This is a genomic window from Sphingobacterium thalpophilum (assembly GCF_901482695.1).
In the GTDB taxonomy this organism is placed as follows: Bacteria; Bacteroidota; Bacteroidia; order Sphingobacteriales; family Sphingobacteriaceae; genus Sphingobacterium; species Sphingobacterium thalpophilum.
This window is the reverse complement of the sequence record NZ_LR590484.1, coordinates 2,738,353-2,762,673: the sequence shown is the minus strand read 5'-3', so window position 1 is coordinate 2,762,673 and position 24,321 is coordinate 2,738,353. Positions and strand designations below refer to the sequence as shown.

At 46.0% G+C, this 24,321-nt stretch carries 14 protein-coding genes; 2 read left to right on the top strand and 12 right to left on the bottom strand.

The genetic code is table 11. The features are described from left to right. Positions 1 to 4 precede the first annotated feature (4 nt). Both FGL37_RS11425 and FGL37_RS11420 read right to left on the bottom strand, forming a co-directional pair. The gene (locus FGL37_RS11425) at positions 5 to 715 is read right to left on the bottom strand and encodes a response regulator transcription factor (RefSeq protein WP_028070604.1); all 711 of its coding nucleotides are present in this window, start codon (positions 713 to 715) and stop codon (positions 5 to 7) included. Then, positions 705 to 1,580, bottom strand: coding sequence for a sensor histidine kinase (locus tag FGL37_RS11420; RefSeq protein WP_028070605.1), 876 nt, complete (start codon positions 1,578 to 1,580; stop codon positions 705 to 707). Before FGL37_RS11420 ends, FGL37_RS11425 begins: the two co-directional genes overlap by 11 nt. Before the next feature lie 104 nt (positions 1,581 to 1,684). Here FGL37_RS11420 and FGL37_RS11415 point away from each other — a divergent pair, with 104 nt between their 5' ends. Beyond that, positions 1,685 to 2,404: a YjjG family noncanonical pyrimidine nucleotidase gene (locus tag FGL37_RS11415; RefSeq protein WP_232048681.1), complete on the top strand. Its 720-nt coding sequence runs from the start codon at positions 1,685 to 1,687 to the stop codon at positions 2,402 to 2,404. A 29-nt stretch (positions 2,405 to 2,433) separates the two neighbouring features. Here the strand turns inward: FGL37_RS11415 and FGL37_RS11410 are convergent, their stop codons facing one another. The 3 genes from FGL37_RS11410 to FGL37_RS11400 all read right to left on the bottom strand — a co-directional run bounded on the left by FGL37_RS11410 (position 2,434) and on the right by FGL37_RS11400 (position 6,143). Then, positions 2,434 to 3,243 carry a 3-keto-disaccharide hydrolase gene (locus FGL37_RS11410; RefSeq protein ID WP_081817910.1) on the bottom strand — a complete coding sequence of 270 codons (810 nt, stop codon included), beginning with the start codon at positions 3,241 to 3,243 and terminating at the stop codon, positions 2,434 to 2,436. Between the two features lie 66 nt (positions 3,244 to 3,309). Beyond that, positions 3,310 to 5,760 carry a TonB-dependent receptor gene (locus FGL37_RS11405; RefSeq protein ID WP_028070607.1) on the bottom strand — a complete coding sequence of 817 codons (2,451 nt, stop codon included), beginning with the start codon at positions 5,758 to 5,760 and terminating at the stop codon, positions 3,310 to 3,312. A 101-nt stretch (positions 5,761 to 5,861) separates the two neighbouring features. After that, complete coding sequence (locus FGL37_RS11400) at positions 5,862 to 6,143, bottom strand: ATP-dependent Clp protease adaptor ClpS (protein WP_028070608.1); 282 nt, start codon at positions 6,141 to 6,143, stop codon at positions 5,862 to 5,864. Between the two features lie 78 nt (positions 6,144 to 6,221). Here FGL37_RS11400 and FGL37_RS11395 point away from each other — a divergent pair, with 78 nt between their 5' ends. Next, positions 6,222 to 7,268: a 3-oxoacyl-ACP synthase III family protein gene (locus FGL37_RS11395; protein WP_028070609.1), complete on the top strand. Its 1,047-nt coding sequence runs from the start codon at positions 6,222 to 6,224 to the stop codon at positions 7,266 to 7,268. A 60-nt stretch (positions 7,269 to 7,328) separates the two neighbouring features. Here FGL37_RS11395 and FGL37_RS11390 read toward each other — a convergent pair whose 3' ends face one another. The 7 genes from FGL37_RS11390 to FGL37_RS11360 all read right to left on the bottom strand — a co-directional run bounded on the left by FGL37_RS11390 (position 7,329) and on the right by FGL37_RS11360 (position 24,270). Next, on the bottom strand, positions 7,329 to 9,770 hold the full coding sequence (locus tag FGL37_RS11390; protein WP_232048680.1) for a glycoside hydrolase family 2 TIM barrel-domain containing protein: 2,442 nt from the start codon (positions 9,768 to 9,770) through the stop codon (positions 7,329 to 7,331). A 27-nt stretch (positions 9,771 to 9,797) separates the two neighbouring features. Beyond that, complete coding sequence (locus FGL37_RS11385; protein WP_028070610.1) at positions 9,798 to 11,387, bottom strand: glycoside hydrolase family 43 protein; 1,590 nt, start codon at positions 11,385 to 11,387, stop codon at positions 9,798 to 9,800. Between the two features lie 43 nt (positions 11,388 to 11,430). Further along, positions 11,431 to 12,363 carry a hypothetical protein gene (locus FGL37_RS11380; RefSeq protein ID WP_138096794.1) on the bottom strand — a complete coding sequence of 311 codons (933 nt, stop codon included), beginning with the start codon at positions 12,361 to 12,363 and terminating at the stop codon, positions 11,431 to 11,433. A 49-nt stretch (positions 12,364 to 12,412) separates the two neighbouring features. Then, entirely contained in the window at positions 12,413 to 14,041 is a 1,629-nt protein-coding gene (locus FGL37_RS11375) for a RagB/SusD family nutrient uptake outer membrane protein (RefSeq protein ID WP_028070611.1), read from the bottom strand. A 12-nt stretch (positions 14,042 to 14,053) separates the two neighbouring features. Then, positions 14,054 to 17,191, bottom strand: coding sequence for a SusC/RagA family TonB-linked outer membrane protein (locus FGL37_RS11370; RefSeq protein ID WP_037533681.1), 3,138 nt, complete (start codon positions 17,189 to 17,191; stop codon positions 14,054 to 14,056). Positions 17,192 to 17,218: 27 nt separating this feature from the next. Continuing rightward, positions 17,219 to 20,083 carry a glycoside hydrolase family 31 protein gene (locus tag FGL37_RS11365; RefSeq protein ID WP_037533683.1) on the bottom strand — a complete coding sequence of 955 codons (2,865 nt, stop codon included), beginning with the start codon at positions 20,081 to 20,083 and terminating at the stop codon, positions 17,219 to 17,221. A gap of 185 nt (positions 20,084 to 20,268) precedes the next feature. Then, positions 20,269 to 24,270: a hybrid sensor histidine kinase/response regulator transcription factor gene (locus tag FGL37_RS11360; protein ID WP_028070614.1), complete on the bottom strand. Its 4,002-nt coding sequence runs from the start codon at positions 24,268 to 24,270 to the stop codon at positions 20,269 to 20,271. Between the last annotated feature and the right edge of the window lie 51 nt (positions 24,271 to 24,321).

Below are 24,321 nucleotides of genomic sequence, written 5' to 3'. Positions count from 1 at the left end.
TCGACTATACGTGATTATTGTCGGTAAACTTATAACCAACTCCGCGGATTGAATGGAAATAAATAGGATGCTTTTGATCCGGTTCGAAGTATTTCCGGAACGTCAAAATAAAATTATCTATTGTACGTGTCGAAGGATACACGTCATAGTTCCATACAGTCTCTAAAATCTGTTCGCGCGAAACAGCCTCATTACGGCGCTCGATCAACAGTTTTAGCAGCATGGTTTCTTTCTTCGTCAGCGAGGTAATCGTTCCATCCGCATGGTGCAATTCGTAAGAATTGAAATAAATGGTCTTATCACCGATCTGGTAAGAATTCAGTTCCTTCAGGTCATCAGGCTTCATGCTACGGCGTACCAGGTTGCCCACACGGAGAATCAGCTCCTCCAGATTAAAGGGTTTGACCAGATAATCATCAGCCCCTTTCTTAAGTCCCGTAATACGGTCTTCACTGCTGTTTTTAGCAGTCAAAAACATAATCGGCACTTCGGTATTCTGTAGTCGAATGGTTTCAGCCACCTGGAATCCGTCAATCTCAGGAATCATTACATCGAGAATGACTAAATTGAAACGCTCTTCTTTAAAGACTTTCAACGCTTTCTTTCCATCAGTGGCCGTAGTCACACGGTAACCTTCCATTTCGAGATTCAACTTGATAGCTTCTAACAAGTGTTCTTCATCTTCGACAAGTAATATTCTTTGTTTACTTTGCATTTCTTTCAAATGTTACTTCAAAAATACTCCCTTTCGGAGTGTTATCTTTAACTTTAATGGTGGCGTCATGTTTCTGTAATACCGTTTTCACGATATATAACCCCAATCCAGTACCTTTGGTTTTCCGTGTTGCCTCACTGCCCACGCGATAAAACTTATTAAAGATAAGCTTTTTCTCCTCATCACTGATACCAATGCCATGGTCAGCAACCGAAAAAATAATTTTATTGCTTTCTATATACAGCTTCACATCCACCGTAGCACAAGCAGGCGAATACTTGATTGCATTTTCGATGAGGTTGGTCACCACATTACTGATCGCAAATTTGTCAGCATGAATGATAATATCTGCTTCCAGATAGGGCTTCAATACCTGAGAACTACAAGAATTCTTTTGTAGCCGGTCCACGATCTGCTCAACCAGAGATGTAAAATTAAAATCCTCTTTCGGCATGCTATAGTTACGGCTATCCAATTTTGTCGTCATCAATACATTCTCCACCAGATCATCCAACCGCTCGATATCTTTCAACGAGTTTCTCAAAAAAGTCTGCTGCTGTTCTTTGTCCAGATCCCTTCGCAGAATGGTCTGAATATAAAGTTTGACGGAAGCCAAAGGAGACTTAAGCTCATGCGTGATCGCCAGAAGGAAATTCTGTTGCTGCTGCAGTAATTTCTGTTCCCTCTCCACAAGGCGCTTTAAATGCCATGCGCCCCACAAGAAGATAATCAGAAAGAAAACACCCTCTCCAATAATCATGTTTTTCTTGCTCGGGTCAAAGCGGATAAACATCACACCCCACCAGATCAATTGCATGACCGCATAAAACAACAGAAAGTAAAAGAGTAACAGCGCTTTCTTCATGTAACAAAAATAGCTATTCAGCAATGTATTCGGAAATATACAGCACATTATGACACAAAGAAGAAAATTTAGCCGATTCACAATAAGTTGAAAAAGGCTTAAAGATGGTATATTTGCACATGTTTAATCAAAAGAAAAGGGATATTTTCTTTGACTTGGATCACACCCTATGGGATTTTGACAAAAATGCCGAAGAAACTCTCCATGAGCTTTATTTCAAATACAAATTTGACAGTCTCTTTGACAAGGAATCTTCCACCCGTTTTATTGAAACATATACCGTCAATAATCATCGCCTATGGGGACTTTATCACCATGGGAAAATCTCTAAACCAGAATTGAGGAAGGCACGGTTTGCAGACACCTTCACCGCCCTCGGCGTATCGCCGGAGTTATTCCCCGAAGAATTCGAACTCGAGTACCTGACGATATGCCCACAAAAGACAAATTTATTTCCTGATGCACACGAAACATTGGCTTACCTGGGCGAAAAATACAACCTCCATTTGATTTCCAATGGCTTTAAAGAAGCTTGTGAAACTAAGCTGGAAAAGAGCAACCTAAAGAAATATTTCAAGCATGTCTTTATCTCCGAGGTCATAGGTGTCAATAAGCCCGACCCCAAAATCTTCCGGTTTGCTCTGGAAACTGCGGCAGCCGGGGCGGAAGCATCTTTGATGGTTGGCGATAACCTTGATGCAGATATACGCGGTGCAATGAACGCGGGGATTGACGCCATCTTTTTCAACCCCAATGGCTACGAAAAGCCTGACGACGTCCCCCATATGGTACTGGGACTACAAGAATTACAATCCATTTTATAGCAAAAAAGCAGCTTTTAGCTGCTTTTTTGCTATTTTAACACCTTCACAGTGATGTTTCTAAACCAAACGTCATCGCCATGGTCCTGAAGACCGATCACGCCTGACTTGCTATCTCCGCCGACATGGCTAAGCAGCTCAAAAGCCAATGGCCATTTTTCTTGGCTAAATTTACTTTTCTGTAATAAATCAATCCAGGATTTATCCCACAAGGTATATTCCACGACCTTCACACCATTTTGAAAATGTTCTACTTTACCATTGTTTACACGGATTTTGACCTTGTTCCATTCGCCGTATGGTTTGCCGTTTTGTGGCTTCGCCGGGATCATATCATACAATGATGTCGATTTACGGTTGCCGTCTACCCCCATTTTGGCATCTGGGTGGTTTTCGTTGTCCAGCACCTGGCATTCAGGTGAGGAAATGTAAATGGGCTGGCCCTCAACTTCTTTCGCCAAAAAGAAAATACCCGAATTTGCACCCTTTGCAACCTTCCATTCCAGCTCCAGTTCAAAATTTTTAAAATCATGCGCGAAGATCAGATCACCGCCCTGATCCTTGCCCACATTGGCATGACTATCGTACTTGATCGCTCCTTGATCAATCACCCACTTCTTTGGAATATCAGTTTTATTATATCCTCTCCAGCCTTCCATTGAGCTGCCATCAAAAATCACATAGGCACCAGCTTTATTCTTTTTGAATTTCTTGATGTCCACACGCGGTAAATCCAAAATTTTATACGCAGGGACTTCCTTCTTTGCTTGCGCCACCGCTGTATTAAGTTGAGCCGAAAAAGCCATTACCGATACTGCGAGAACTGTCTTTAATAACTTCATTTTTCTAGTTTTAGGTTTGTTTCAAAATTAAAATTAAGCATTTAGGCTTAAAAAGTGCAATATAATTTAATATTCTTCTCCGCCACCATTTATTTCATTTGTGTTCGTTTCCCTCTTTTTGGACTTATTTAAATCCTGACTGCCAAAGCGATATGAAAGTGACAAGGTAAACATTCTCTTCATCCAACGATGCTCAAAATTAGAACTTAACTGTGGTGTCTCTGTAAAGCCCCGCATCCGTCTGGTATTGAAAACGTCCCTCACATTAAACATGATAGAAGCCTTTTTGTTGAATACATCTTTTTTCAAGGCGATATCAACACCTTTCATCGCATTCATTTTTCCCTGCGCCATCACCCGCGACGAGTTATATTCCCCCCGCAGCTGCGCCGAAAATGTTGGCGTAAAGCGGTAATTCGCTGTTAAATTGGAATTGTAGGCGAAACCATTGGAACCTTTGATGTTATAAGCTTCGTTCGCTTTGTAATTGATATTGATCAAGTTGAGGTTAAAGGTAAAATCAAAGTCCTTCGTCGCATTCACCTTAGAAATGAATTCAAAACCCGATAGATTCCGGCTCGTCAAATTTTCCCAGCGGCTATAGGTAACGCTACTAGCGGTATCCACATAATAGACGTAAGGTTGCATCACCTGACTCGTGTGGTTAAAGTAGGCCGAAGAGATCAAGTTGACCTTCCCGAAAGTTTTAGCAAAGCTCAATTCAAAACCGTGAACATCTTCGGGCTTCAGGTTGGGATTACCTTGCCTTCTGTTCATATCGTCAGAAACATTCAAAAAGGGATTGACCTGCCAGCCTCTGGCCCGTTGTACTCTCCGCGAATAACTAAATTGCAACTTATCACCATCGTCACCAACATTATAGGTCAAAAACAATGTCGGATAGAGTCTAAAAAAATCTTGTGTAGCTCTTGTTTCCTTATCCACAACAGCCGGATCTTTAGAGAAGTAGGTCGACTTCAAATTAAACTGTTCTGCACGCAAACCCAGCTGATAACCGATCTTATCAGACAACTTGCCCTGGTAATTCGCATATAACGCATGTACAGAAGAAGTAAAATCAAAATCATTGCTGATTCCATAATCTGGCACGTACTTGTTGTTGGCGCCCAATGTATCCGAAAACTGGGTATCAAATGACTTTCTGATCTGTGAGCGGTATCCAGCTTCAAACTTGCTGTGTTCCGAAAAGGGCAATACGTAGTCTGCCTGTATATTGATATTCTTACCGTCTTCGGAGGTCCTATTCTGTCGGCCAGTATTTGGGGCTTCGGAACTAAATATCTGATAAAAATCATTGGTTCCATCTTCCTTATCGCGGCCATAGCTGGCATTGGCCGTCAGCTCTTCTCCCTGCCGCTTAAATTGATGGCGAAAGTCCATCGTAAACTCGTATCCCAGGTCATCTTCGAGCTGCTTCGAGTTTCTTTTACTCGTTCCCGACAGTGTGGGGTGGTTAAAGTAGTTATAAGTTAAGTCCTCCACGCGGTTATTATCTCTCACGCTCAGGTTACCCGAAAAGCTCAATGAAGTCCGATCCGAAATATTGTAATCTACCCCTGCTTTCACCGTATGACTCGTGCCTTTCCTCGAGGATTCCGAATTGTTTGAAATCCGGCTACTGTTATTTTTGAAAATATTGTCGACAGCCCCGCTTCCCACCATATTCCGTTTGTTGAAATTATACGATCCAAAATAGTTAAACTTCTTGTCCCGATAGTTCAACGTGATTCCGGCCATATAATTATCATAAGATCCTGCCGAGGTATTCACTGATCCATTGAGGCCTGTCCGGATATTTTTCTTTAAAACTATATTGATAATACCCGTCTGTCCCTCAGCATCGTATTTGGACGAGGGATTAGTAATCACCTCTACTTTCTCAATGGAATTGGCCGGAAGGCTCTGCAATAGGGAGGTCACATCATTGCCCGCCAATGCAGACTCTCTGCCATCTATTAAAATCTTGACGCTGCTCGACCCTCTGAGGCTGACGGATCCGTCCTGATCGACCTGCAACGTAGGCACATTGGCCAGAACATCTGTCGCGGTACCGCCCGCACTCACCAGGCTCTCTCCGACGTTGAAGGTCTTGCGGTCAATGCCGATCTGCATAGCTGGCACTCGCCCTTCAACCACCACTTCATCCAGTAATTCACCTGTGGAGACGAGCCCCACGCGACCTAGATCTTTGGTTTTCGAAGCGACAACTTCAATCCCTTCAACCGTCTGCGTCTCATACCCTACATAGGAAATCCGGACACGATATTTACCCGGTTTGATATCTGAAAATAATAAAAATCCCTGATCTACAGACTGAGCACCTTTGATATAAGAATCGTCGTCTGCATCCAAAAGTGCTGCACTGGCAGACGAAATAGGTTTAGAAGTTTTGCTATCGATGAGAATAGCTTTGATTTGACCAGTCTGTCCGAAGACTGCAACTGGTAGAAGAAATACAAGTAATAAAAATTTAAACGATTTAGCGTTAAACAACATGAGAGCTTCAGCTTAATTTATAGTTTTGCTACAAATAAACCTAAAACTTATACACAAAGTTGACGCGTAACTATATTATTACCGTAACAAAAAGATAGCAATTATTCCACGGATACCGTCAGCCCTTCCGCTTTCAAAATCTTGCGGTATATTTCCATCTCGGTAAACGTACCTTCCAGTACCGCACATTTACCTTCGGTATGCACCTTCCAGGCAATCTTTTCCGCCTGCGGTTCGGTATACTGCAGATGGTACATCAGGCAATGGATCACATGTTCGAATGTATTCGTATCGTCATTCCATAAAATAAGGCGATTAGAGTCCTTAACAGACGCTAATATCTCTTCTAACGTAAAGGTTTCTTCAGCTGTTTGGGTACCCATGCTGCAAAAATAAAATATTTTTTTCTAAATTGACGACAATATAAAAGGGAAGAATTCAATCCATTAGACAATTTTATTATGTACCAGTCAAAAATCGCGGGAATTGGCTATTATGTCCCCAAAAACGTGTATACCAATAATGACTTAACCCGTTTTATGGATACGAGTGACGAATGGATCCAGGAACGTACCGGGATCAAGGAACGCCGCTACGCTGACCGCATCGGGGAGACCACCACCACCATGGCTGTCGAAGCCGCCAAAATAGCGATAGAACGGGCCAATATTACTACAGAAGAGGTAGACTTCGTTATATTCGCCACCTTATCACCGGACTATTATTTTCCGGGCTGCGCCGTACTGCTACAACGAGAGATGGGCATGAAAGAAATTGGAGCCTTGGATATCCGAAACCAGTGTTCGGGGTTTATATATGCCTTATCTGTCGCTGATCAATTCGTCAAAACCGGAATGTACAAAAATGTACTTGTGGTCGGATCCGAAAAGCATTCCTTTGCCTTGGACTTCTCCACCCGGGGTCGTGCCGTATCCGTGATTTTTGGTGACGGCGCCGGCGCAGTCGTACTACAGCCATCCACAGAAACAGGCAGCGGTATCTTAAGCACCCATTTGCATTCAGATGGTGCCGATGCCGAAAAATTGGCCATGTATTATCCCGGGGCATCAAGTGGTATCTGGCTGGATCAAATGCCAAACTGGCCGGAGCAGGAACTGGGAGGGCTATTGATGACAAAAGAAATGCTGGATGATGGTACCGCATTTCCATATATGGACGGACAGACGGTCTTTAAAAAAGCTGTCGTGAAATTTCCGGAAGTGATCCACGAAGCACTGGCAAAGAATGGACTGACGGCAAGTGATATCGATCTCCTCATTCCACATCAGGCCAATCTGCGTATTTCACAATTTGTGCAGAAAACCCTGGGATTAACTGATGAACAGGTATTCAATAATATTCAGAAATATGGCAATACCACCGCAGCATCCATCCCCATAGCGCTATGTGAAGCCTGGGAGGAAGGAAAGATCAAAGCAGGAGATCTCATTTGCCTGGCTGCCTTTGGCGCGGGTTTCACCTGGGGCTCCGCATTGATCAGATGGTAAGCAGCTTTTGGGGAGCAATAAGAACAAATCGCTCTCCAAAAGCTGCCACAGGCTTAAGATTTATCTAGCACGCACCTCCACCCTCCCTGGATGAAGGCCAGGGCTTTTTGCCGTAACAACAATACTTCCGGGCTTCCCTCCCATCACAATTGCCAGCGCCTTCCCATGAAAAGCACGGCGCGATCTGGACTGAAAACGGGAATGATCCACTGTATTCCCATTGTCCGTCGCAACAAGATTCGCTCCATCTCCTTCAACCCCAAATTCGATTTCCGGCGACGCCTCAGGAACAAGGGTACCAAACTGATCAACAATATAGGCGTGTATAAACGAAAGTTCTTTCGCATCGACGTCCAATGTGGGGCTTTCCGCAATCAATTTAATCTGATAAGGCTCGGCTGCTGTTCTTACACTGCTGCTCCGTACTTTTTGTCCGTGACGATAAGAGACGGCCTCCAGTGTCCCCGCCTCATACGCAATCCCTTTAAAAACAAGGTCGTATCGATCTGCATTTTTGGCCTGATCGCCGATCTTTTTACCATTGAGATAGAGTTCCACCCGATCGGCTTGATTGAAGTAAACGACGACATCCACACGGTCACCTTGCTGCCAGTTCCAATGTGGCAATAGATGCAAAACAGGCTCCTTGGTCCATACACTCTGATAGAGGTAATATACATCCTTCGGAAATCCGGCTAAATCGACGATGCCAAAATAGGAACTGCGCGCCGGCCAGGTATACGGTGTAGGTTCGCCCAGATAGTCAAATCCTGTCCAAACATACATGCCCGCAATATGATCATAGGTTTCCAGCAGCTTCAAGCTTGTATGGTGATCCGATCCCCAAGGCGTAAATACATGATCATAGGCCGATATGCTCTTATCGTTGTTACCGCCGTCAAATGGAATATCCCATCGCTCAGGCCACATTCTAACAGAATCATAAGGGACCAGATCATATTGCCCACGGCTTGCCAGTGCGGAGGTGCTCTCCGTCACTATAAATTTTTTTCCGGGATGATCCTGCGGAAAACTCGCCCATTTTTTGTGGTTATAGTTATAGCCTACCAAATCAACAGCCGTACTCATTAACACAGGATTGTCTTTGGACATTTCATTGTTGGCAATGGTGGTGGGCCGTGTACCGTCCAGGCTATCCACGATCGCTGACAAGGCCATAGGAATGGTTTTTCCATCGGCTCTCGCGTGCCACTGCTCCTGTGCCTCATTGCCCAGACACCAGATAAACAGCGAAGGATGATTACGGTCACGCTTTACGTGATCTGCAAAGTCGCGCTGATGCCATTGGTCCCAGTACAAATGATAATCAAAGGGGTTCTTCTGGCCTTTCCACACATCAAAAGTCTCGCTCATCACGACAAACCCCAGACTGTCACAGAGATCCAGCAGCGCGGGTGCCGCCGGATTATGTGAGGTACGGATACCGTTCGCTCCCATCTGTTTCATCAGACGCAGCTGCCGCAATGCTGCTGACCGGTTAAATGCCATACCTAAAGCGCCCAGATCACTATGTAAACATACGCCTCTGATCTTACGCTGCCTGCCATTGAGCACAAATCCCTGTTTCTCGTCAAAGGAAAACTGACGCAGGCCAAACTTTGTTTCCTGACGGTCGAGCACACGCCCGTTGGCCAGGAGCTGTACCACAGCTTTATATTGATGGGGACTTTCGATATCCCATAATATCGGACGGTCTATGCTTACATCCTGACTGCATCTAGTCATACCTGCCCTAAGCTTGTTCAGCCTGCTCTGCTTACTTGCAACCACTTTTCCCTGTGGGGAGATCAGCTCCGTCAGTACCGTAATGGGGGCATCCCCTTTGGTATTTTCAATTTCAAGTCCTACATTAACGAGCGCGCGGCTCTCATCGAGGTGCAATGTTTTAATAAAAGTGCCACCTGTTGCCAAACTGACCGGATTGCGGATCACCAGTTTCACATCGCGGTAAATACCGGAGCCCGAATAAAAACGTGAGTTGGGCTGCTCCTTGTTGTTGACCTTGACGGTGAGTACATTCTCTCTACCCAGCTTATGCAGATAGGCAGAAAGTTCATACTCAAATCCGATATAACCGTTGGGCCTTCTTCCAAGAAAATGCCCATTGATCCAGACTTCACTGTTTTGATAGATCCCTTCAAACGCTATGAATACACGCTGCCCCACGGCAGACGCAGGAAGAACAAAGGACTTTTGATACCATCCGATTCCCCCGTCGAGGTATGCGGCACCGCTGCCGGCGGGGCTATGTTGCCGAAATGGCTGTTCTATGCTCCAATCGTGCGGCAGGTCCAACAAACGCCAACCTTCACCCCTTTTTTCGCTCACGTATTGCCGGCTTGAATCAAGCTTAAACCACCAGCCCCTATTAAAATTAAGTTCCTGCCGTGACTGTCCGGCCACCGTCAGCGCCATGGCCAGCCAAATGTACAGGGTGCCCCATATCCGGGAATACTGCACAATAGAAAATAGATAAAGCATACATCAAATTATTATCATAACCAAGGATCAAAGCGCTGCACGGTAATCAAACCAGTCAAAAAATGCCTGTGCATTCGTCGGCTTGCCATTGGAACTTGTAAATAAGCCGACCATCACGCCGGTAAAACCACCCGCCACCTCTGTACTGAGGTAACGGGTGTCTACGTTTCCTACTATCGTAATTTTATCCATGGGAGACTCTTTATATGCAAATTGATAAGATGAAGCTGTACCGGAGATTTTCAGCTCTACCTTATTGCCCGATATTTTCTTTTCGGCGACGATATATTGCAGTGACCCCACATGTACCCTTAACTGTAGAAAATAATCCTTTCCTTTACGTCTGACAAAAAAATCATAGTGGTGAGAATTCGTTTGATAGAGTGTCAGTCCGGCCTCCTCATTGTCGGCCTTGGCTACGAATTCCAGTTGTGTGCCTGCTTCAAAGTCATGTTCTGTCTGCCTTCTACCGATGAACGATGGTGAACCGATTTCGTTCAATGTAACTGGACTGGTCGATAAGCGTAGGCTCCCCCGTCGTTCAGACAGTGAGTAACTGGCCGAATCGGGATTACGTAAATATTGCCAGGACAAACCTAATTCGGGCTGGTTAAACTCATCCCGTACAGGTGGTGCGGTAAAGGTGACCTTAGGCAAGGTAGCAACCTGCATGTCGAGCTGTATAATACCATTTCCGTTGATCTGCGGCCAGCCATCTTTAGGCCAGCTCACCGGTGCCAAAAAAGTTTCCCTTCCCAGAATATGGTAATAGCTGTAAGGCTGAGTCACACGAAAGCCCAGAAATACCGTCCACCAGGAGCCGTCCGCGGCCTGAATGAAATCGGCATGCCCTACCCCCTGGATTGGGCTCCCCTGCCCCAGCCGGTTGGAATGGGACAGAATCGGATTGAGCGGACATGATTCATAAGGTCCCCATATGGAACGGCTGCGCCCTATACTTGCACTATGTGCATACTCCGTTCCGCCCTCACCCAACAACAGGTAATAATAGCCATCTTTTTTATAGATATGGGGTGCTTCAGGAAAACGTCCTCCAGTCCCCGCCCATACCAGTCGTTCGGAAGACCGCAGCTTACCGCTCTCCAGATCTATCGCCGTTACCCGGATACCTTCGTCTCCCTGAGTGACAAAATAACTCTGCCCATCATCATCCCAAAAAATGTCAGGATCTATACTTTTTATATCTACCCAGGTCGGATCGCTCCAAGGGCCGGCGGGATTTTCCGCCGTGCAGTAAAAGTTTCCTTTATCGGACACATTGGTACAGATCACATAAAACAAGCCATCGTGGTAACGGATGGACGGTGCAAATAATCCGCCTGAAGAGTGCGCATTCGCGAGCTGTAGCTGCGAAGACCGTGTCAGACAATGTCCGCCCTGTTCCCAATGCACCAGATCTTTACTGTGATAAATAGGTAAGCCCGGGAAATACTCAAATGAGGAAGTTACCAGATAGAAGTCTTCTCCTACCCGGCAGATGCTCGGATCGGGATTAAATCCTCTGATAACCGGATTTTTAAATCCCGCCTGTCCAAAAGCAACAGGCAGGTAAAATAGCAGAAAAGTAACATAGATAACTGAGCTTATGTGCCTCATGTACCCCAAATTAAATATCAACATCGTTTCGCAATTCAAATCTCTATTTAGCCGAATGATCCCCATTCTGGCTTTCTTCTAAACTTTCTTTGTACTCCTTGCTGATAAAATTGAAGGTCAGCATGGCCGCGCTGTCATTGGATAATACGGGATCTCTAAGTACAGCTAACTGCATGGTATGTTCGGTTAAGGACATAATGCGTACATCACCCCAGTCGACGACGATCTTATCCTGCGGTGCGCCATGTAATGGTGCTGCTCCAGTAAGCCGTATCGTTTTCTTTTCAGTATCTATATTGAATGTACCTTTTTGTGTCTTTCCAAGCATGGCATGGTTCACATAAACATTGGCTGCACCTTTCAGGTCGAAAGTCATGCTACCATAGTCGCCCGCGGGCATGATCCAGCTGTTGCTTTTCCATTCTGCATCCCAGAGCCATGAATCACCGTTCAGGGGTTCAGCAGTCTTATTTATCGAGCCCCACCAGTCTCCGGTTCCATAAAAATACATAGGCCCCTTAAAATAGCGGGACCTGCCTGCCGCATCCAGATCCAGATACCAGGTTTTCTCGTTCCCCGCCCCACCCGATATCAAGGTCCAGGTTTCATCACTGATAAACTCGGCATACATCTCATCTATTTTAAACGTCACCGGTGCTCCATAGACAATTCCCCCACGGGTCTCAACACCAAATTTGACCGTGTACTCACCCGGAAACGGCATTTTTAAGGTTACTTTCTTCTCCTGACTATGCCCTTGGGGATGATCCCATAGCGGAGTGTACTTTGGATCCACTAAACTTGTCAGATAGACAATATTGGGATTATTGGCATCATGTTCAATTTTATATGATTTTCCCAGTTCTAACTGCGCGGAGGTCACATCAATCTGCCCAAGCGAATATTCCTCGGGCGAACAGCCTCCCAGTAGTACCACCACCGCAAAGCAGCAGATCGCATATATTATCTTTTTCATATGTTCAAAATTTAAGTTCAGCCAGCACGGAGTCTGGCGACATGATTCATTAATTCCAGCCTTCATTCTGTTTTAGTACACCATTGGACAAAGTGATCTGTTTATTTGGAATCTGCATAAACCCTCTCGTCTTCAGAAACTTGTCCTTCGTAACAGTGACTTTTTCAGAAACAGAGCCGCTCAGGACATCTTCAGACGTTTCAAGGATAGCCGCAGCGTTATTTAGCCCCTGCCGCAATACATCCCAATAACGGATACCTTCAAAAGCGAACTCAAACTTTCGTTCCTTAAGAATGTTGTTTTTGGTAGCAGCAACCGCCACAAAATGCTCTTTATAGGCTCGTTTTCGCACTTCGTCGAAATATTTCTGTGCATTTGCAGAGCCTAGTTCGGCAGCCATCAGCAGCACATCTGCATAACGGATGACAAAGTAATCCTGATCCTGCGAGAGCTGCATATCCTTATCTCCCCCTGTATTGGTAGTCCCATCGGGCAGCGCCGTCGGTGCATATTTCTTCACGGCATACCCAGTATACTCACGCTGATCTTTCAGATTAAATCCGGTGATCTTTTCACCTTCGATATCAATAATTGAGGCAGACTTTCGGGTATCGTTGTTGTCAAATTCGTTGAAAAAACTTTTGCTCACCGTACAGGCGCCCCACCCCTGACCGTAGGGAGACCAATTCTTACCGCGGAGGCCAAGAAATACCACCCAACGGTTGCCATCAACATAGCCATTGTAATTGGAAGTGTTGTTGAATTTCTGTGCAAAAACCACTTCGGAATTACCCTTTCCTGCATATTTTGAGATGTCCAGCGTATTGTCGCTGGCATTGGGAATATAACTTGCTGCCGGCCACAGATTCTTGAAATCTGCCACCAGCGCAAATTGGCCGCTGCTGACGATGTCTTCTAGCCCCGCCAGGGCTTCTGCTTTAGAAACGCCGATATCTTCACTGCCATAATATCCTGCGTAGAATAAATAGACACGGGCCAATAGTGCTTTTGCAGCAAAAGGTGTCGCCCGTCCATCATTGGTCGCGGCAGCCGACTTGGGGTAAGCGTCCGCAGGAATATTGGCAGCAGCAAACTTCAGGTCGGAAACGATCAGTTTATAGATTTCCTTTGGATCGGACTGGGGGATGTTGTCATTTGTCGGAACCGTCAGCAGAGGTACCTTTTCGAAGAGACGCACCAGATCAAAGTACATCAGTGCCCGTAAAAATTTAGTTTCGCCTTCGATCCGTGTACGCGCTGTCGTGTTCCCTGTAAAATCTGTTCCGTCCAATTTCCCCAGCAAGGTGTTACATCGGAAGATACCGGCATAGTAATCGGACCAGGTACCATCAAAAATATTGTTATCCGATTGCGACTGGGCAATATCAAAACGGTCTATCGCCTGAAATGCGCGCCCGTCTGTTGTACCCGTCCCGCCAAAGCAGTTATCGCCGGCCACTTCCGCCGTTATGTAAAAAGACTGGTTTCCATTGGAAGTGGTACGTTGGTAACCATCGTAACAGCCGACGAGGGCCATCTCAGCATCTGCCACAGTTTTATAAAAATTGTTTTCCAGGACGCTCGTCATGGGTTCGACATCCAGAAAACTGGATGAGCATGAGCCCAACAACAAGGATCCAATAAGTACTGAATGATAGATATAACTCGATTTTTTCATGATTTCTCGATTTTAGAATTTCACATTTAAGCCAAATAATACAGTTCTCGGTCTGGGATAATAACCGAGATCGATGCCCGATACCCAGCCGTCTGTCCCATAACCGATCTCCGGATCCATTCCGTCGTATTTAGTAAAGGTCAGCAGGTTCTGTCCCTGCACATAAAAACGGATCTGATTGCCATATTTCCATTTTATCAACCTGGAGAGATCATAACCCAAGGTTACGTTGCTGATCCTAAGGAAATCGCCGTCTTGAATGTATAGATCGGAAAACTGCCAGTTGACATTGGTTTCTGTAACACGAGGAATTATATTGGAAGTACCTTCTCCCGTCCAGCGATCCAGGATTCGTGTTGTATAATTCGCTTGTTTATTGGTATGGTTCCGATAAGACTGTACGATCTTATTACCTAATGAACCGTATGCATTGACCGAGAAATCAAATCCTTTATAATCCAGTCCGATGTTGAACCCATAGGTAAAATCGGGCATGCCTACCCCCAGATTGACCTTATCCGAAGCATTGATAATTCCATCATTATTCTGGTCAACATACTTGACATCGCCCGGTTTGACATCGGCTTGCAGTATCCCACGTCCAGCTGTTTTCCATGCTTCGATTTCGGCCTGATTCTGAAATAATCCATCGGTCTTATACCCCCAGAAATAACCGATGGGCAGGCCATTGGCTGCGCGGTAAAACTCTTCTGAATTATCGTACAACATGGCAGTCTGTCCATGTATTATCCCATCTTCTGTGGGAATTTGTCCGACCTTGTTCTTATTGTAGGCACCATTAACGCCAAACCGGTACTTCACTTCATTGATCTTGTCCGACCAGTTAAAGGCGAGTTCCACACCTGTATTTTTCACATCGCCACCATTGATAAAAGGAGGCAGCGTACCCGTCGTTGCCAATACAGGTGCTGTTACCAACCAATCCTTGGTTGTTTTTACATAAAAATCAGCCACGACGTCCAGTCGGTTGTGCGCAAACTTCGCATCGAATCCGATATTCGTCTGCTCCGAAGTTTCCCAGGTTAACTTAGGATTGGACAAGCGGCTGGGATAAGCCCCGGGGATATTCTTGTTGCTGGTCCCGAAAACATAATGCGCCCCGGGGTTTGACGATGTGATACCTGTTGAAGTGCTGATGGGGGCTGCATACTGGAAGTCGGCAATATCCTGATTGCCCACCTGCCCCCAGGATGCGCGAAGTTTGAAAAAGTTGATTCCGGCAAAATTCTCCCTGAAGAAGTCCTCCGAAGAGATCACCCAGCCTGCTGATACCGAAGGAAAATATCCCCAGCGGTTTGCTCTCGAAAATTTAGAAGAGGCATCAGCGCGCAGAGTAGCATTCAGCAGATACTTTTCTTTATAATTATAGCCCAACCTTCCGAAATAGGAGACTCTTCGTGTCACATTTTCCGGACGGCCCGAAACTGTACGTGTCTCAACGACGTTACCCTTCTCGTCCAGATGGGCCTGTCCTGTGGTGTTGTCCAGATAAGCATGGGCAAAATCGTTGAACTGCGACAGCAGATTCCAGTTTGATCCCGACAGATAGGTGCCCTGATAGCGCAGGGACTCCATCCCCACCATTGCCGAAAAGCGGTGATCTGTATGAAGATCAAAATCGTAGGATGCTGTATTCGTCCAGGTCAGGGTATGCCCCTTGCTCATATTTTGTGAAGTTGTCGTATGGTCCTGATTGTAGGTGTAAATCGAGAAGCGGTACAATGGTGTAAAGCTCCTATATTCCGAGGCGTAGTAATTAAATCCCAACAAAGAGCGGACTTTCAGTCCTTTGATTGGTTCCACTTCAGCAAAGACATCGGCCAATAATTTCTGTCCGTCATTGCTATTGTTCGAATTGGTCATCATCACACCATAGGGATTGCTATCCCCATTGTACCAAGGCGAATTCGAGGTATCGTTAAAAGGGCTGCCGTAAAGACCGTTGTCCGAGTAGACGGGCGATAGCGGAGAAGTCGCAAAAGCTCCGCGCAAGGTATTGTTATATTGGTTTCCGACGCTTATCCCGCGATTTTTGATATAATTAAAGTTGAGATGCTGACCGATTTTTAGAAAATTATCGAAGAGTTTGTGCTCCGAATTGCTCCTAAAACCATAGCGTTGATAATTCGATACATCCTTACCTCCGACAATCCCCTCCTGACTGATGTAATTTAAGGATAACGCGTAGGTAGATTTTTCGGAGCCGCCTGTCAGTCCAACATTGTAATTGTCCATCTTAGCGTTGTCCTTAAACATATAATCGAGCCAATTGGTATTGGCCAGCCCCGGCATACTGTCGAAATCAATTACAGATGCACCGGAATTGAGGGACTGTTCGTTCATAATGAGTTTGTATTGCGCCGCATCCAGCAACTTGGCTTTCCGTGCCACATTCTGTATCCCCGTATACCCGTCAAAGGAAAGCATACTCTTGCCTGCAGCCCCCATCTTGGTCGTGACCAGTACCACTCCATTTGCGGCCTGCGAGCCGTAGATCGCAGCAGAGGCAGCATCTTTTAATACGTCTATCGACTGAATATCTGCCGCATTCAATACGGAGATATCTCCTCCGGGGACACCATCAATAACATACAATGGTCCAGAGTTACCGATGGTCCCCAGTCCACGGACGACAACCTTCATGTCGGCCCCGGGCTGCCCAGAGGTAGAAGCGATGGAGACCCCCGGCGCTTGTCCCTGCAGGGACTGCAAAGGATTCAGCTGATTGCGCTTCTGTAGATCCTCGCCTTCCACTTTTAAGTTGGCCCCGGTATTCAGTTTCTTCTTTTGAACACCGTAGCCTATCACAACCACTTCATCGAGATCCGAAGTTGTCGGTTGAAGCCGGATAACCATGCTGGGTCCCGTGACAGTGACTTCCTCTGTTTTATACCCTACATAAGATACCGTCAAAGTAGAACCTTTCGCGGCGGTCAATGAGAACTTTCCCGATTCATCACTGCTTGTCGACACCTTCTGATTCTTTACCGTAATACTTGCTCCACCGATCGGCAGACCTGTGTCCGTAGAAACAACCGATCCTGTCAGGGACTGCGCCCAGACCAACGAGCTCATGCCAGTCATTGCCACCACGGCAATTCCCCTGCTCAACAACTGTTTGCTTATCATATGATTTGATTTAAAATTGGTTTTTACTTAGTTTAATTTGATCTGTAAAGCATCCCCCGAATAGCTGATCGTCTTCGCTTTCTTCGCCCGGGCATCAAGACCAGCAGCATGCTTGTCATGAACGAAAATCACATTGAATTTCCTGGTCTGCAACATGCCATCAAATGTCCCTGTCCGCTTCGCAAATGACAGTGTTCTGGTAGCATCCACATATTGGATATCAATACGGCTGTATTTTCCTTTTTCGTAGTTGTAATTGGTACCCTCATCTTCATAAAGTGAAAATTGACCATCGGCACCTGCATAAATGTAGAGGTCAAGAACCTCCTGCTTTTTTTCATCTGTATATTGTATCGCTGCACCGACAGGAAGTATCGTTCCAGCTTTGACAAAGACTGGTATCCGCTCATAGGGCGCCGGGACCATCAGATCCTGTCCACCCTTTGTTTTCTCTCCCTGATAGAGATCATACCAGTCCACGCCTTTAGGGAAATGAACTTTTCTGCTGTTTGCTCCTTTTTCTGTTACCGGGCTGACCAACAAACTAGGCCCCCAGAGGTACTGGTCATTAATATCGTAGCCATCCTTGTCTGCCGGGAAATCCATCGCCAGAGCCCGGATCATGGAATAATCCTCGAAAAATGTCTTCGCAGCCAAACTATAATTATAGGAAAGCAATTTGTAACGTAGATTAATAGCGTAAACCATACTCTTATAAGCCGGATGTCCATCCGGTGCAATGTTAAACGGCTCGCGGAAGGGAAATTGACCGTGGGCCCTAAATAATGGCAAAAACGAGCCATATTGGTACCAGCGGCTGTTCAGCTCCCGCCATTCCTCCAGATCTGTCGCGTTCGGCTGATGGAATCTATTCTCGACAAGGAACCCCCCGGCGTCCATTGTCCAGTAGGGTGTACCGGACATCGAAAAGTTAATTCCGCCAGCGATCTGGTCCTTCATATCGTGCCATCTGGAGGCAATATCCCCGCTCCAGGCCGCCGCCGCATACCGCTGCTGTCCGGCAAAGAATGACCGGGTCAGGATAAATACCCTCTTATTGGGGTCTGTAGCGCGCTGCCCCTCATAGATGCCTTTCGCATTTTGCAGGGGAAAAGCGTTATAATAGCGTACCGAGGACCCAATGCTGGGCTGGAAGACAGACTTGCGTTCATCTAAATCGATATTCGAATGGATATCTGGTTCGCTGGCATCCATCCACCAGGCATCAATACCGATTTTGAACAAGTTGCTGTCCAGCAATCGCCAAAATGCATCCCGCGCACCTTTACTAAAGGGATCATAGAAAGTTGACGTGTATCCTTTTCCGATCCAATCTTTGCGACCGTCGTAAATATTACGGGGATAAATCCATTTGTTGTCCTTAAACTCCCGATAGACCGAGGACTCCTCGTTGATTTTTGGCCATGCCGAAATCATGATCTTAAAATGCTGGTCGTGAAGCTTACGCACCATCGCCGCTGCATCAGGGAAACGTTCCACATCGAACTTCTGGCTACCCCAGTCATTTTCGGCCCAGTATGACCAGTCCTGTACAATGTTGTCGACCGGAATCCTGCGCTTCCGGAACTCTGCCGCAACAGCTTCTACTTCAGTTTGAGTTTTATATCGCTCTCTGCTCTGCCAGAATCCAAAGCTCCAAAGCGGCATGATGGGAGCCTTACCCGACAACAACCGGTACCCCGAAATAACCTCATCCATGGATTTGCCTTGGATAAAATAATAATCTATTGCATCACCAGCTTCGGAATTAAAGGAAAACAGATTTTTACGTGTATCCGGAACCGGGCTTTGCCAATTCAGCGTAAAATAAGATTCACCGCCGTCGGGAATCCATTCCATCCGGATTTTATGCTGCTCGCCTTTGGCCATTTCCTTTTCAACTTCAAATGTACCTGCATTCCAGGACTGACGCCAGCGATCGGCCATCAGCTCACCATCAATCCAGACCTTCATATAGCCCGAGTATTTAAAATGCAGAATGTGCTTGCCAGAGTAGGGAGATGATAAGCTTCCCTCGTAGATAACTTTGCTCGCAGCCAGTTTGATGTCTTTCGGAAATTTATGCTGATCAGTCAGATAACCGTAGTCAATGATCGATTCGGGGCGGGATAAAAAGACTTTATCCGAATCATTACGGTCCACATAAGTCGCCGTCAGCCAGCCCTGCTCCCCTTCCTTTGAAAAAAGCTTAAAGGCGTTCAATGGTAATAAAGGACGTACGTCCCCAGCCTTCGTAATAGAATAGTTATGCCATAGCACACCATAATTGTTCGTCGACACAAAAAACGGAATGCCGATTTCGGTATTATACTGCAGCAAGGTAACCTGCTTACCCCGATTATAGTTCATGACTGCATTTTGATGCTGCCCAAGACCATAAATACCTTCATCCGGGTGGACGATAAAGTCCTGATTGATCCGGTAAAATGAATCTCCATTATAGCTATCTGCTGTAAAGGAGCCCGAATTTCTTTTGGCTTCCTTAAAGATTGGCCGGCCATTTAAATCCAGAAACTCGACGTTTCCGTTCAGTCGGGAGACAACAGCCTGTAAACTGGAGGTCAGCACGTTTACAGTCGAGTCCGTGGGTCTGACCGCCAATGATCGGACCTGACGGCGTAAAGAATCCACTATGGTCAGGCTCGACTGAGCTGGATAGGCGGTTCCGCCGGGAACGGCAGTCACGCGAACAATCTTGTCAGTGATAACATCTACATAAACGTCCTGATCAATGGACGTGGCGGAATTTTTGAAGCTTACTTTAATACCGGTCGCCGTCTTTTCATAACTGGATCTGTTGACCTGGGCCGATCCCTGCTGTGCAATTACGAACAGCATCAGACCACTTAAAGCATACGTGAGTTTGCGCATATAATAAGATTTATTTGGTTATAATGTTCCCTTGGTTATTTCTATCCTTTGCCACCAAAGGATAATTCAAAGGTAGTGTGCAACCGGTTGTTTATAGGTTATGATTTGTTAACAATTAGGGGCTGATTTGTTAACTTCTTCATCGCTACCGGCGAAAACAATAGAATTAAATCACTGTATACAAACTATTTGCGATAATAAGACGGTAAATTACCGAAAGCAGATTTAAAGTATTTACTGAACTGTTTAGGATTGCCAAATCCCACGGCGTAAGCAATTTCGGCAATGGATAACTTCGAATTCTGAACTAGATGCATAGCGCGTTTCAAACGGATATGCCGCACATATTCGGTAGGAGAATAACCGGTAATGGCAAGCACTTTTTTGTACAGTCCGACACGGGTAATATTCATCCTCTTCGCCAGCAATTCTACGGACAGCGCAGAATCGCTCAGATCTTTTTCGATTTCCGTAATCAATGCCCGGATGAACTGTTCGTCCGCAGACTCGATCTCAGGTTGTACGAGGTCTACTTTGATCTGTTTCTGATAACGCCTGACGAGGTTTTGCTGCTGACCAAGGATCTGTGCAAGCTTTGATTGTAATAGTTCAATATGGAAGGGTTTGTGAATATAATCAGTCGCCCCAGCCCGTAGCGCCTCTACCTCAGTCCGCTGGTTGACCACGGCAGTTACGATCAAAACAGGAATATGGTCCAGTTTGCCCTGGCCTCTTACATAACGGCACAAGTCCAGCCCACTTTCTCCGGGGAGATTCAGGTCTGCGATGATTAAATCGATCGGCTGTCGACTGAGGTGCTCTTTCGCTAGGCCGACCGTTTGCGAACGAATGATGACATAGTTCGGACGCAAACATCTTTCCATATAGTGAAGGAAATCGGCATCATCTTCCACCAACAAAATACGAGGGTTCCCAGCCGGTAGATTTGGTTTCTGTTCCACCTCAGGTTCAGCTGCCTGTATGGGCAGCTCCACATAAAATCGCGTCCAGTCCGAATCACTCGAAACCTCAATTTTCCCGTTCAAAAACTCCACATATTCTTTGACGATAGACAGCCCAATGCCTGTGCCCTGATTCAATTTACCATTGGGAACTTCCAGCTGAAAATATCGTTCAAAAATACGCTGCTGAAGTCTATCGGGAATTGGTACGCCCTGATTTTTCACTTCGATATAGACGCTTTTTCCAAGATTAGTACCGCCAATGCCGGCCTGAACACATACAGTTCCCATTGTTGGGCTAAACTTGATCGCATTGGAAACTAAATTAAAAACAATACTCTCCAGCTTGTTTTTGTCAAACCAGGCCGAAAAAGAGCTTGGGACGAGATCCAGGTCCAGCCTGACCTGACTGGTTTCCGCTAATGCTGAAAAGGCCTGTACCTGTTCATGGATGAATCCCATGATATCTCCATACTCGGCGCGTAATTCCAGTTGACTGCGTTCCAGCTTTCTGAAATCCAGCAGTTGGTTAACGAGCTTGAGAAGACGATCGGCATTTTTTTTGATCAGGCTCAGATCGGCTTTTTTATGCTCATCCTCTTCTTGACTCAGCAACTGCTGCGTAGGCGTTAGGATCAAACTGATCGGCGTCCTAAATTCATGGCTGACATTCGTAAAGAAGCGTGTTTTCAATGCATCGAGCTCCTTAGCCTGCAGTGCCTGCTCCTTCGCGAGGTACAGCTGATTGCGTGTTCTGGCCCGTAATTTGGTCAGATAATAGAATATCCATAAAAGGCTGAACAATACACCGGCGTAAAGTGCAAAAGCCCAAGTGGACCGCCAGAATGGGGGCTGTATATCAATCGTCAATAATAGCACTTTTTCAGACCAATGGTGTGTGTCCAGTGCATGCCGGATATAGAAACGGTAAGCCTTTGCATCCAGATTGGTAAAGTTGGCACGTAGAGTCCCCGGCTCAAAATCAAACCACTCGTCACTCAGCCCGATAAGCTGATACTGGTAAAGGCCGCTGTTTTGCTGCAGATAGTCAAATGTTGATAGTTCCAGGGAGAGCGCGTTCAGGTTATAAGGCAGCTTAAGTTCTTTCAGGTTGTGCAATGACTGATCGTAGATCACCCGCCCAGCAAAAGCTTCGCCGACGGCCACCCGTTTATTGAATAGGTAGATGTTAGATAAAACCGGCGTAGGCATCCCCTGTTCACTGACAATGGCCTCGGGATCAATAAAGTTGAATCCTTTAGGACCACCAAAAACGAGCCGCCCATCGCGTAGCTTTAATGCAGCATTTTCATTAAAAACATTACCCTGCAATCCCAGCTCCTGCTTAAAATTCCGGACAATGAACTTGCCCGGGTCTCCTGAAGCCACAATTTCCGAAAGCCCCTTATTGCTCGATGCCCAGAGGTTGCCCTTATTGTCCACCAAAAGTGCCAATAGGGCATCATCGCTCAGTCCGTCCTTCTGTGTAAGGTAACTGATGTGCCCGTCCTCGATGACGTGTAGACCATCCTGGGTAGCAGCCCAGATCCGCCCGCGCCGATCCTCCTTGATATCATAGATCAGGTTATTCGACAACCTTGGTGAACTATTGGTATTGAAATACTTGATTTGGCCATCAGAACCTAAACGTGCCATCCCAGTAGCTGTGCCTATCCATAGCTGTTTTTTGGAATCTTCAAACAATACGGAGATATAATTGCTCGTTAGGGTATCTCGCCGCTGGTTGATCGCCTTGGAAAATACCTCCGTCTTCCGGTCAAACAAATATAGTCCGCCGCCGAGTGTGCCAACCCAAAATCTGCCGGAGCTATCTTCATAAACTTCCCAGACGCTGTCATCATTTAATTGCCCCGCTCCCGCGCCACGGACGAACGTCCGGAAGTTTTTACCGTCAAAACTGCACAAACCACCTCTATAGGTGCCTATCCAAAGGAGACCATCGCGATCTAGGTGCAAAGAAACGATCACGTTGCTGCTCAAGCTATTGGCCTGTCCAGGGTGATGCATATATTGGGTAAACGTTTTTTTGGAAATATCATAATAAAGAAGTCCCCCACCATTTGTTCCGATCCACAGATTCCCCTTCCGGTCTTCCACAAACTTATTGACATCGTCAAAGGGCAGTGATCTCGGTAACCCCGGGTAGTTTTTAATCAACGGGAACAACAGTAGGTTGGGGTGATAATAGCTAATACCGCCTTTATATGTGCCTACCCATATAATCCCCGACTGGTCCCTGTACAATGCCGTTATGCTGTTGTAAGGCAAGCTTCTGAGATCATATCGATCATTACGAATGATTTCGATTTTTCCATTTTGCTTATTAAATGCATTGATCCCACCGTGGTCGGTGCCCAGCCAGATTAAGCCTTGGGTATCTTCCACAATATTCCCCACAAACGGATTGGACAATTCGGACTGTAGATGTCTAACCCTACCAGTCTGTGGATGCAGCCAGTAGGCCCCCACTGGTTTGTCTTTGGCATATACCCATAGATCTCCATCCCTATCTTCAAATATATTCAGATTAACCTGCTTATGTGCCAAGGCTAGCTGGGCAACTTTGTGGCTCTGAAGGGACCGCAAGTCTGTCCGACTGAGCAAACCGTCTTCATAAATAATCCAGATAGACTGCTCACGTCCGCGGATAACGTCAGAGATCCGGCTCTGCTGATACCATGGAGATATGCTACGAAAGTTTCCCTTCGCCGCATCATATACGACTAGCGAACGGTCAGCATACAATAAGGCAAATTTCCCACTACCAAGAGGACGTATAGTGTATACATCCTTGGCTGGCAATCCTCTACCGGCCAACACGGAGTCCACCCGCTGAATGATAGTCCCTGTCCGCTGGTCAAAAATATTCATTTTATTGCTGGTACGTATCCATACATCTCCTTCGGGACCTTCGAATAAACCGGATATAACGTTACTGCTGAGTCCCTGCTCCTTATTACCAGAATAGCGGAAATTGGTAAACTGCATACCATCAAATCGGCTCAGGCCCGATTCCGTGCCAAACCAGAGATAATTGTATTGATCTCTCAGCGCGCAATTGATGTGGTTGTGGATCAGCCCCTGATCGGAGGTCAAGGTCCGAAACGGATACATATTGGTCTGGGCGAAAACAGCTGACTTCCCGAATAGAATTAAAATACAGAGAAGTATACGGTATGCTAAAGATGATTTTTTCTGCCTCATTGGTTATGCTTCTCCAATGATACAAAAATTGATTTATAAAAAAAAGGCGAT

Excerpts from the sequence above, each read along its gene's own strand:
- FGL37_RS11425 (WP_028070604.1), bottom strand. The coding sequence starts at position 715 with ATGCAAAGTAAACAAAGAATATTACTTGTCGAAGATGAAGAACACTTG.
- FGL37_RS11420 (WP_028070605.1), bottom strand. The coding sequence starts at position 1,580 with ATGAAGAAAGCGCTGTTACTCTTTTACTTTCTGTTGTTTTATGCGGTC.
- FGL37_RS11415 (WP_232048681.1), top strand. The coding sequence starts at position 1,685 with ATGGTATATTTGCACATGTTTAATCAAAAGAAAAGGGATATTTTCTTT.
- FGL37_RS11410 (WP_081817910.1), bottom strand. The coding sequence starts at position 3,243 with ATGAAGTTATTAAAGACAGTTCTCGCAGTATCGGTAATGGCTTTTTCG.
- FGL37_RS11405 (WP_028070607.1), bottom strand. The coding sequence starts at position 5,760 with ATGTTGTTTAACGCTAAATCGTTTAAATTTTTATTACTTGTATTTCTT.
- FGL37_RS11400 (WP_028070608.1), bottom strand. The coding sequence starts at position 6,143 with ATGGGTACCCAAACAGCTGAAGAAACCTTTACGTTAGAAGAGATATTA.
- FGL37_RS11395 (WP_028070609.1), top strand. The coding sequence starts at position 6,222 with ATGTACCAGTCAAAAATCGCGGGAATTGGCTATTATGTCCCCAAAAAC.
- FGL37_RS11390 (WP_232048680.1), bottom strand. The coding sequence starts at position 9,770 with ATGCTTTATCTATTTTCTATTGTGCAGTATTCCCGGATATGGGGCACC.
- FGL37_RS11385 (WP_028070610.1), bottom strand. The coding sequence starts at position 11,387 with ATGAGGCACATAAGCTCAGTTATCTATGTTACTTTTCTGCTATTTTAC.
- FGL37_RS11380 (WP_138096794.1), bottom strand. The coding sequence starts at position 12,363 with ATGAAAAAGATAATATATGCGATCTGCTGCTTTGCGGTGGTGGTACTA.
- FGL37_RS11375 (WP_028070611.1), bottom strand. The coding sequence starts at position 14,041 with ATGAAAAAATCGAGTTATATCTATCATTCAGTACTTATTGGATCCTTG.
- FGL37_RS11370 (WP_037533681.1), bottom strand. The coding sequence starts at position 17,191 with ATGATAAGCAAACAGTTGTTGAGCAGGGGAATTGCCGTGGTGGCAATG.
- FGL37_RS11365 (WP_037533683.1), bottom strand. The coding sequence starts at position 20,083 with ATGCGCAAACTCACGTATGCTTTAAGTGGTCTGATGCTGTTCGTAATT.
- FGL37_RS11360 (WP_028070614.1), bottom strand. The coding sequence starts at position 24,270 with ATGAGGCAGAAAAAATCATCTTTAGCATACCGTATACTTCTCTGTATT.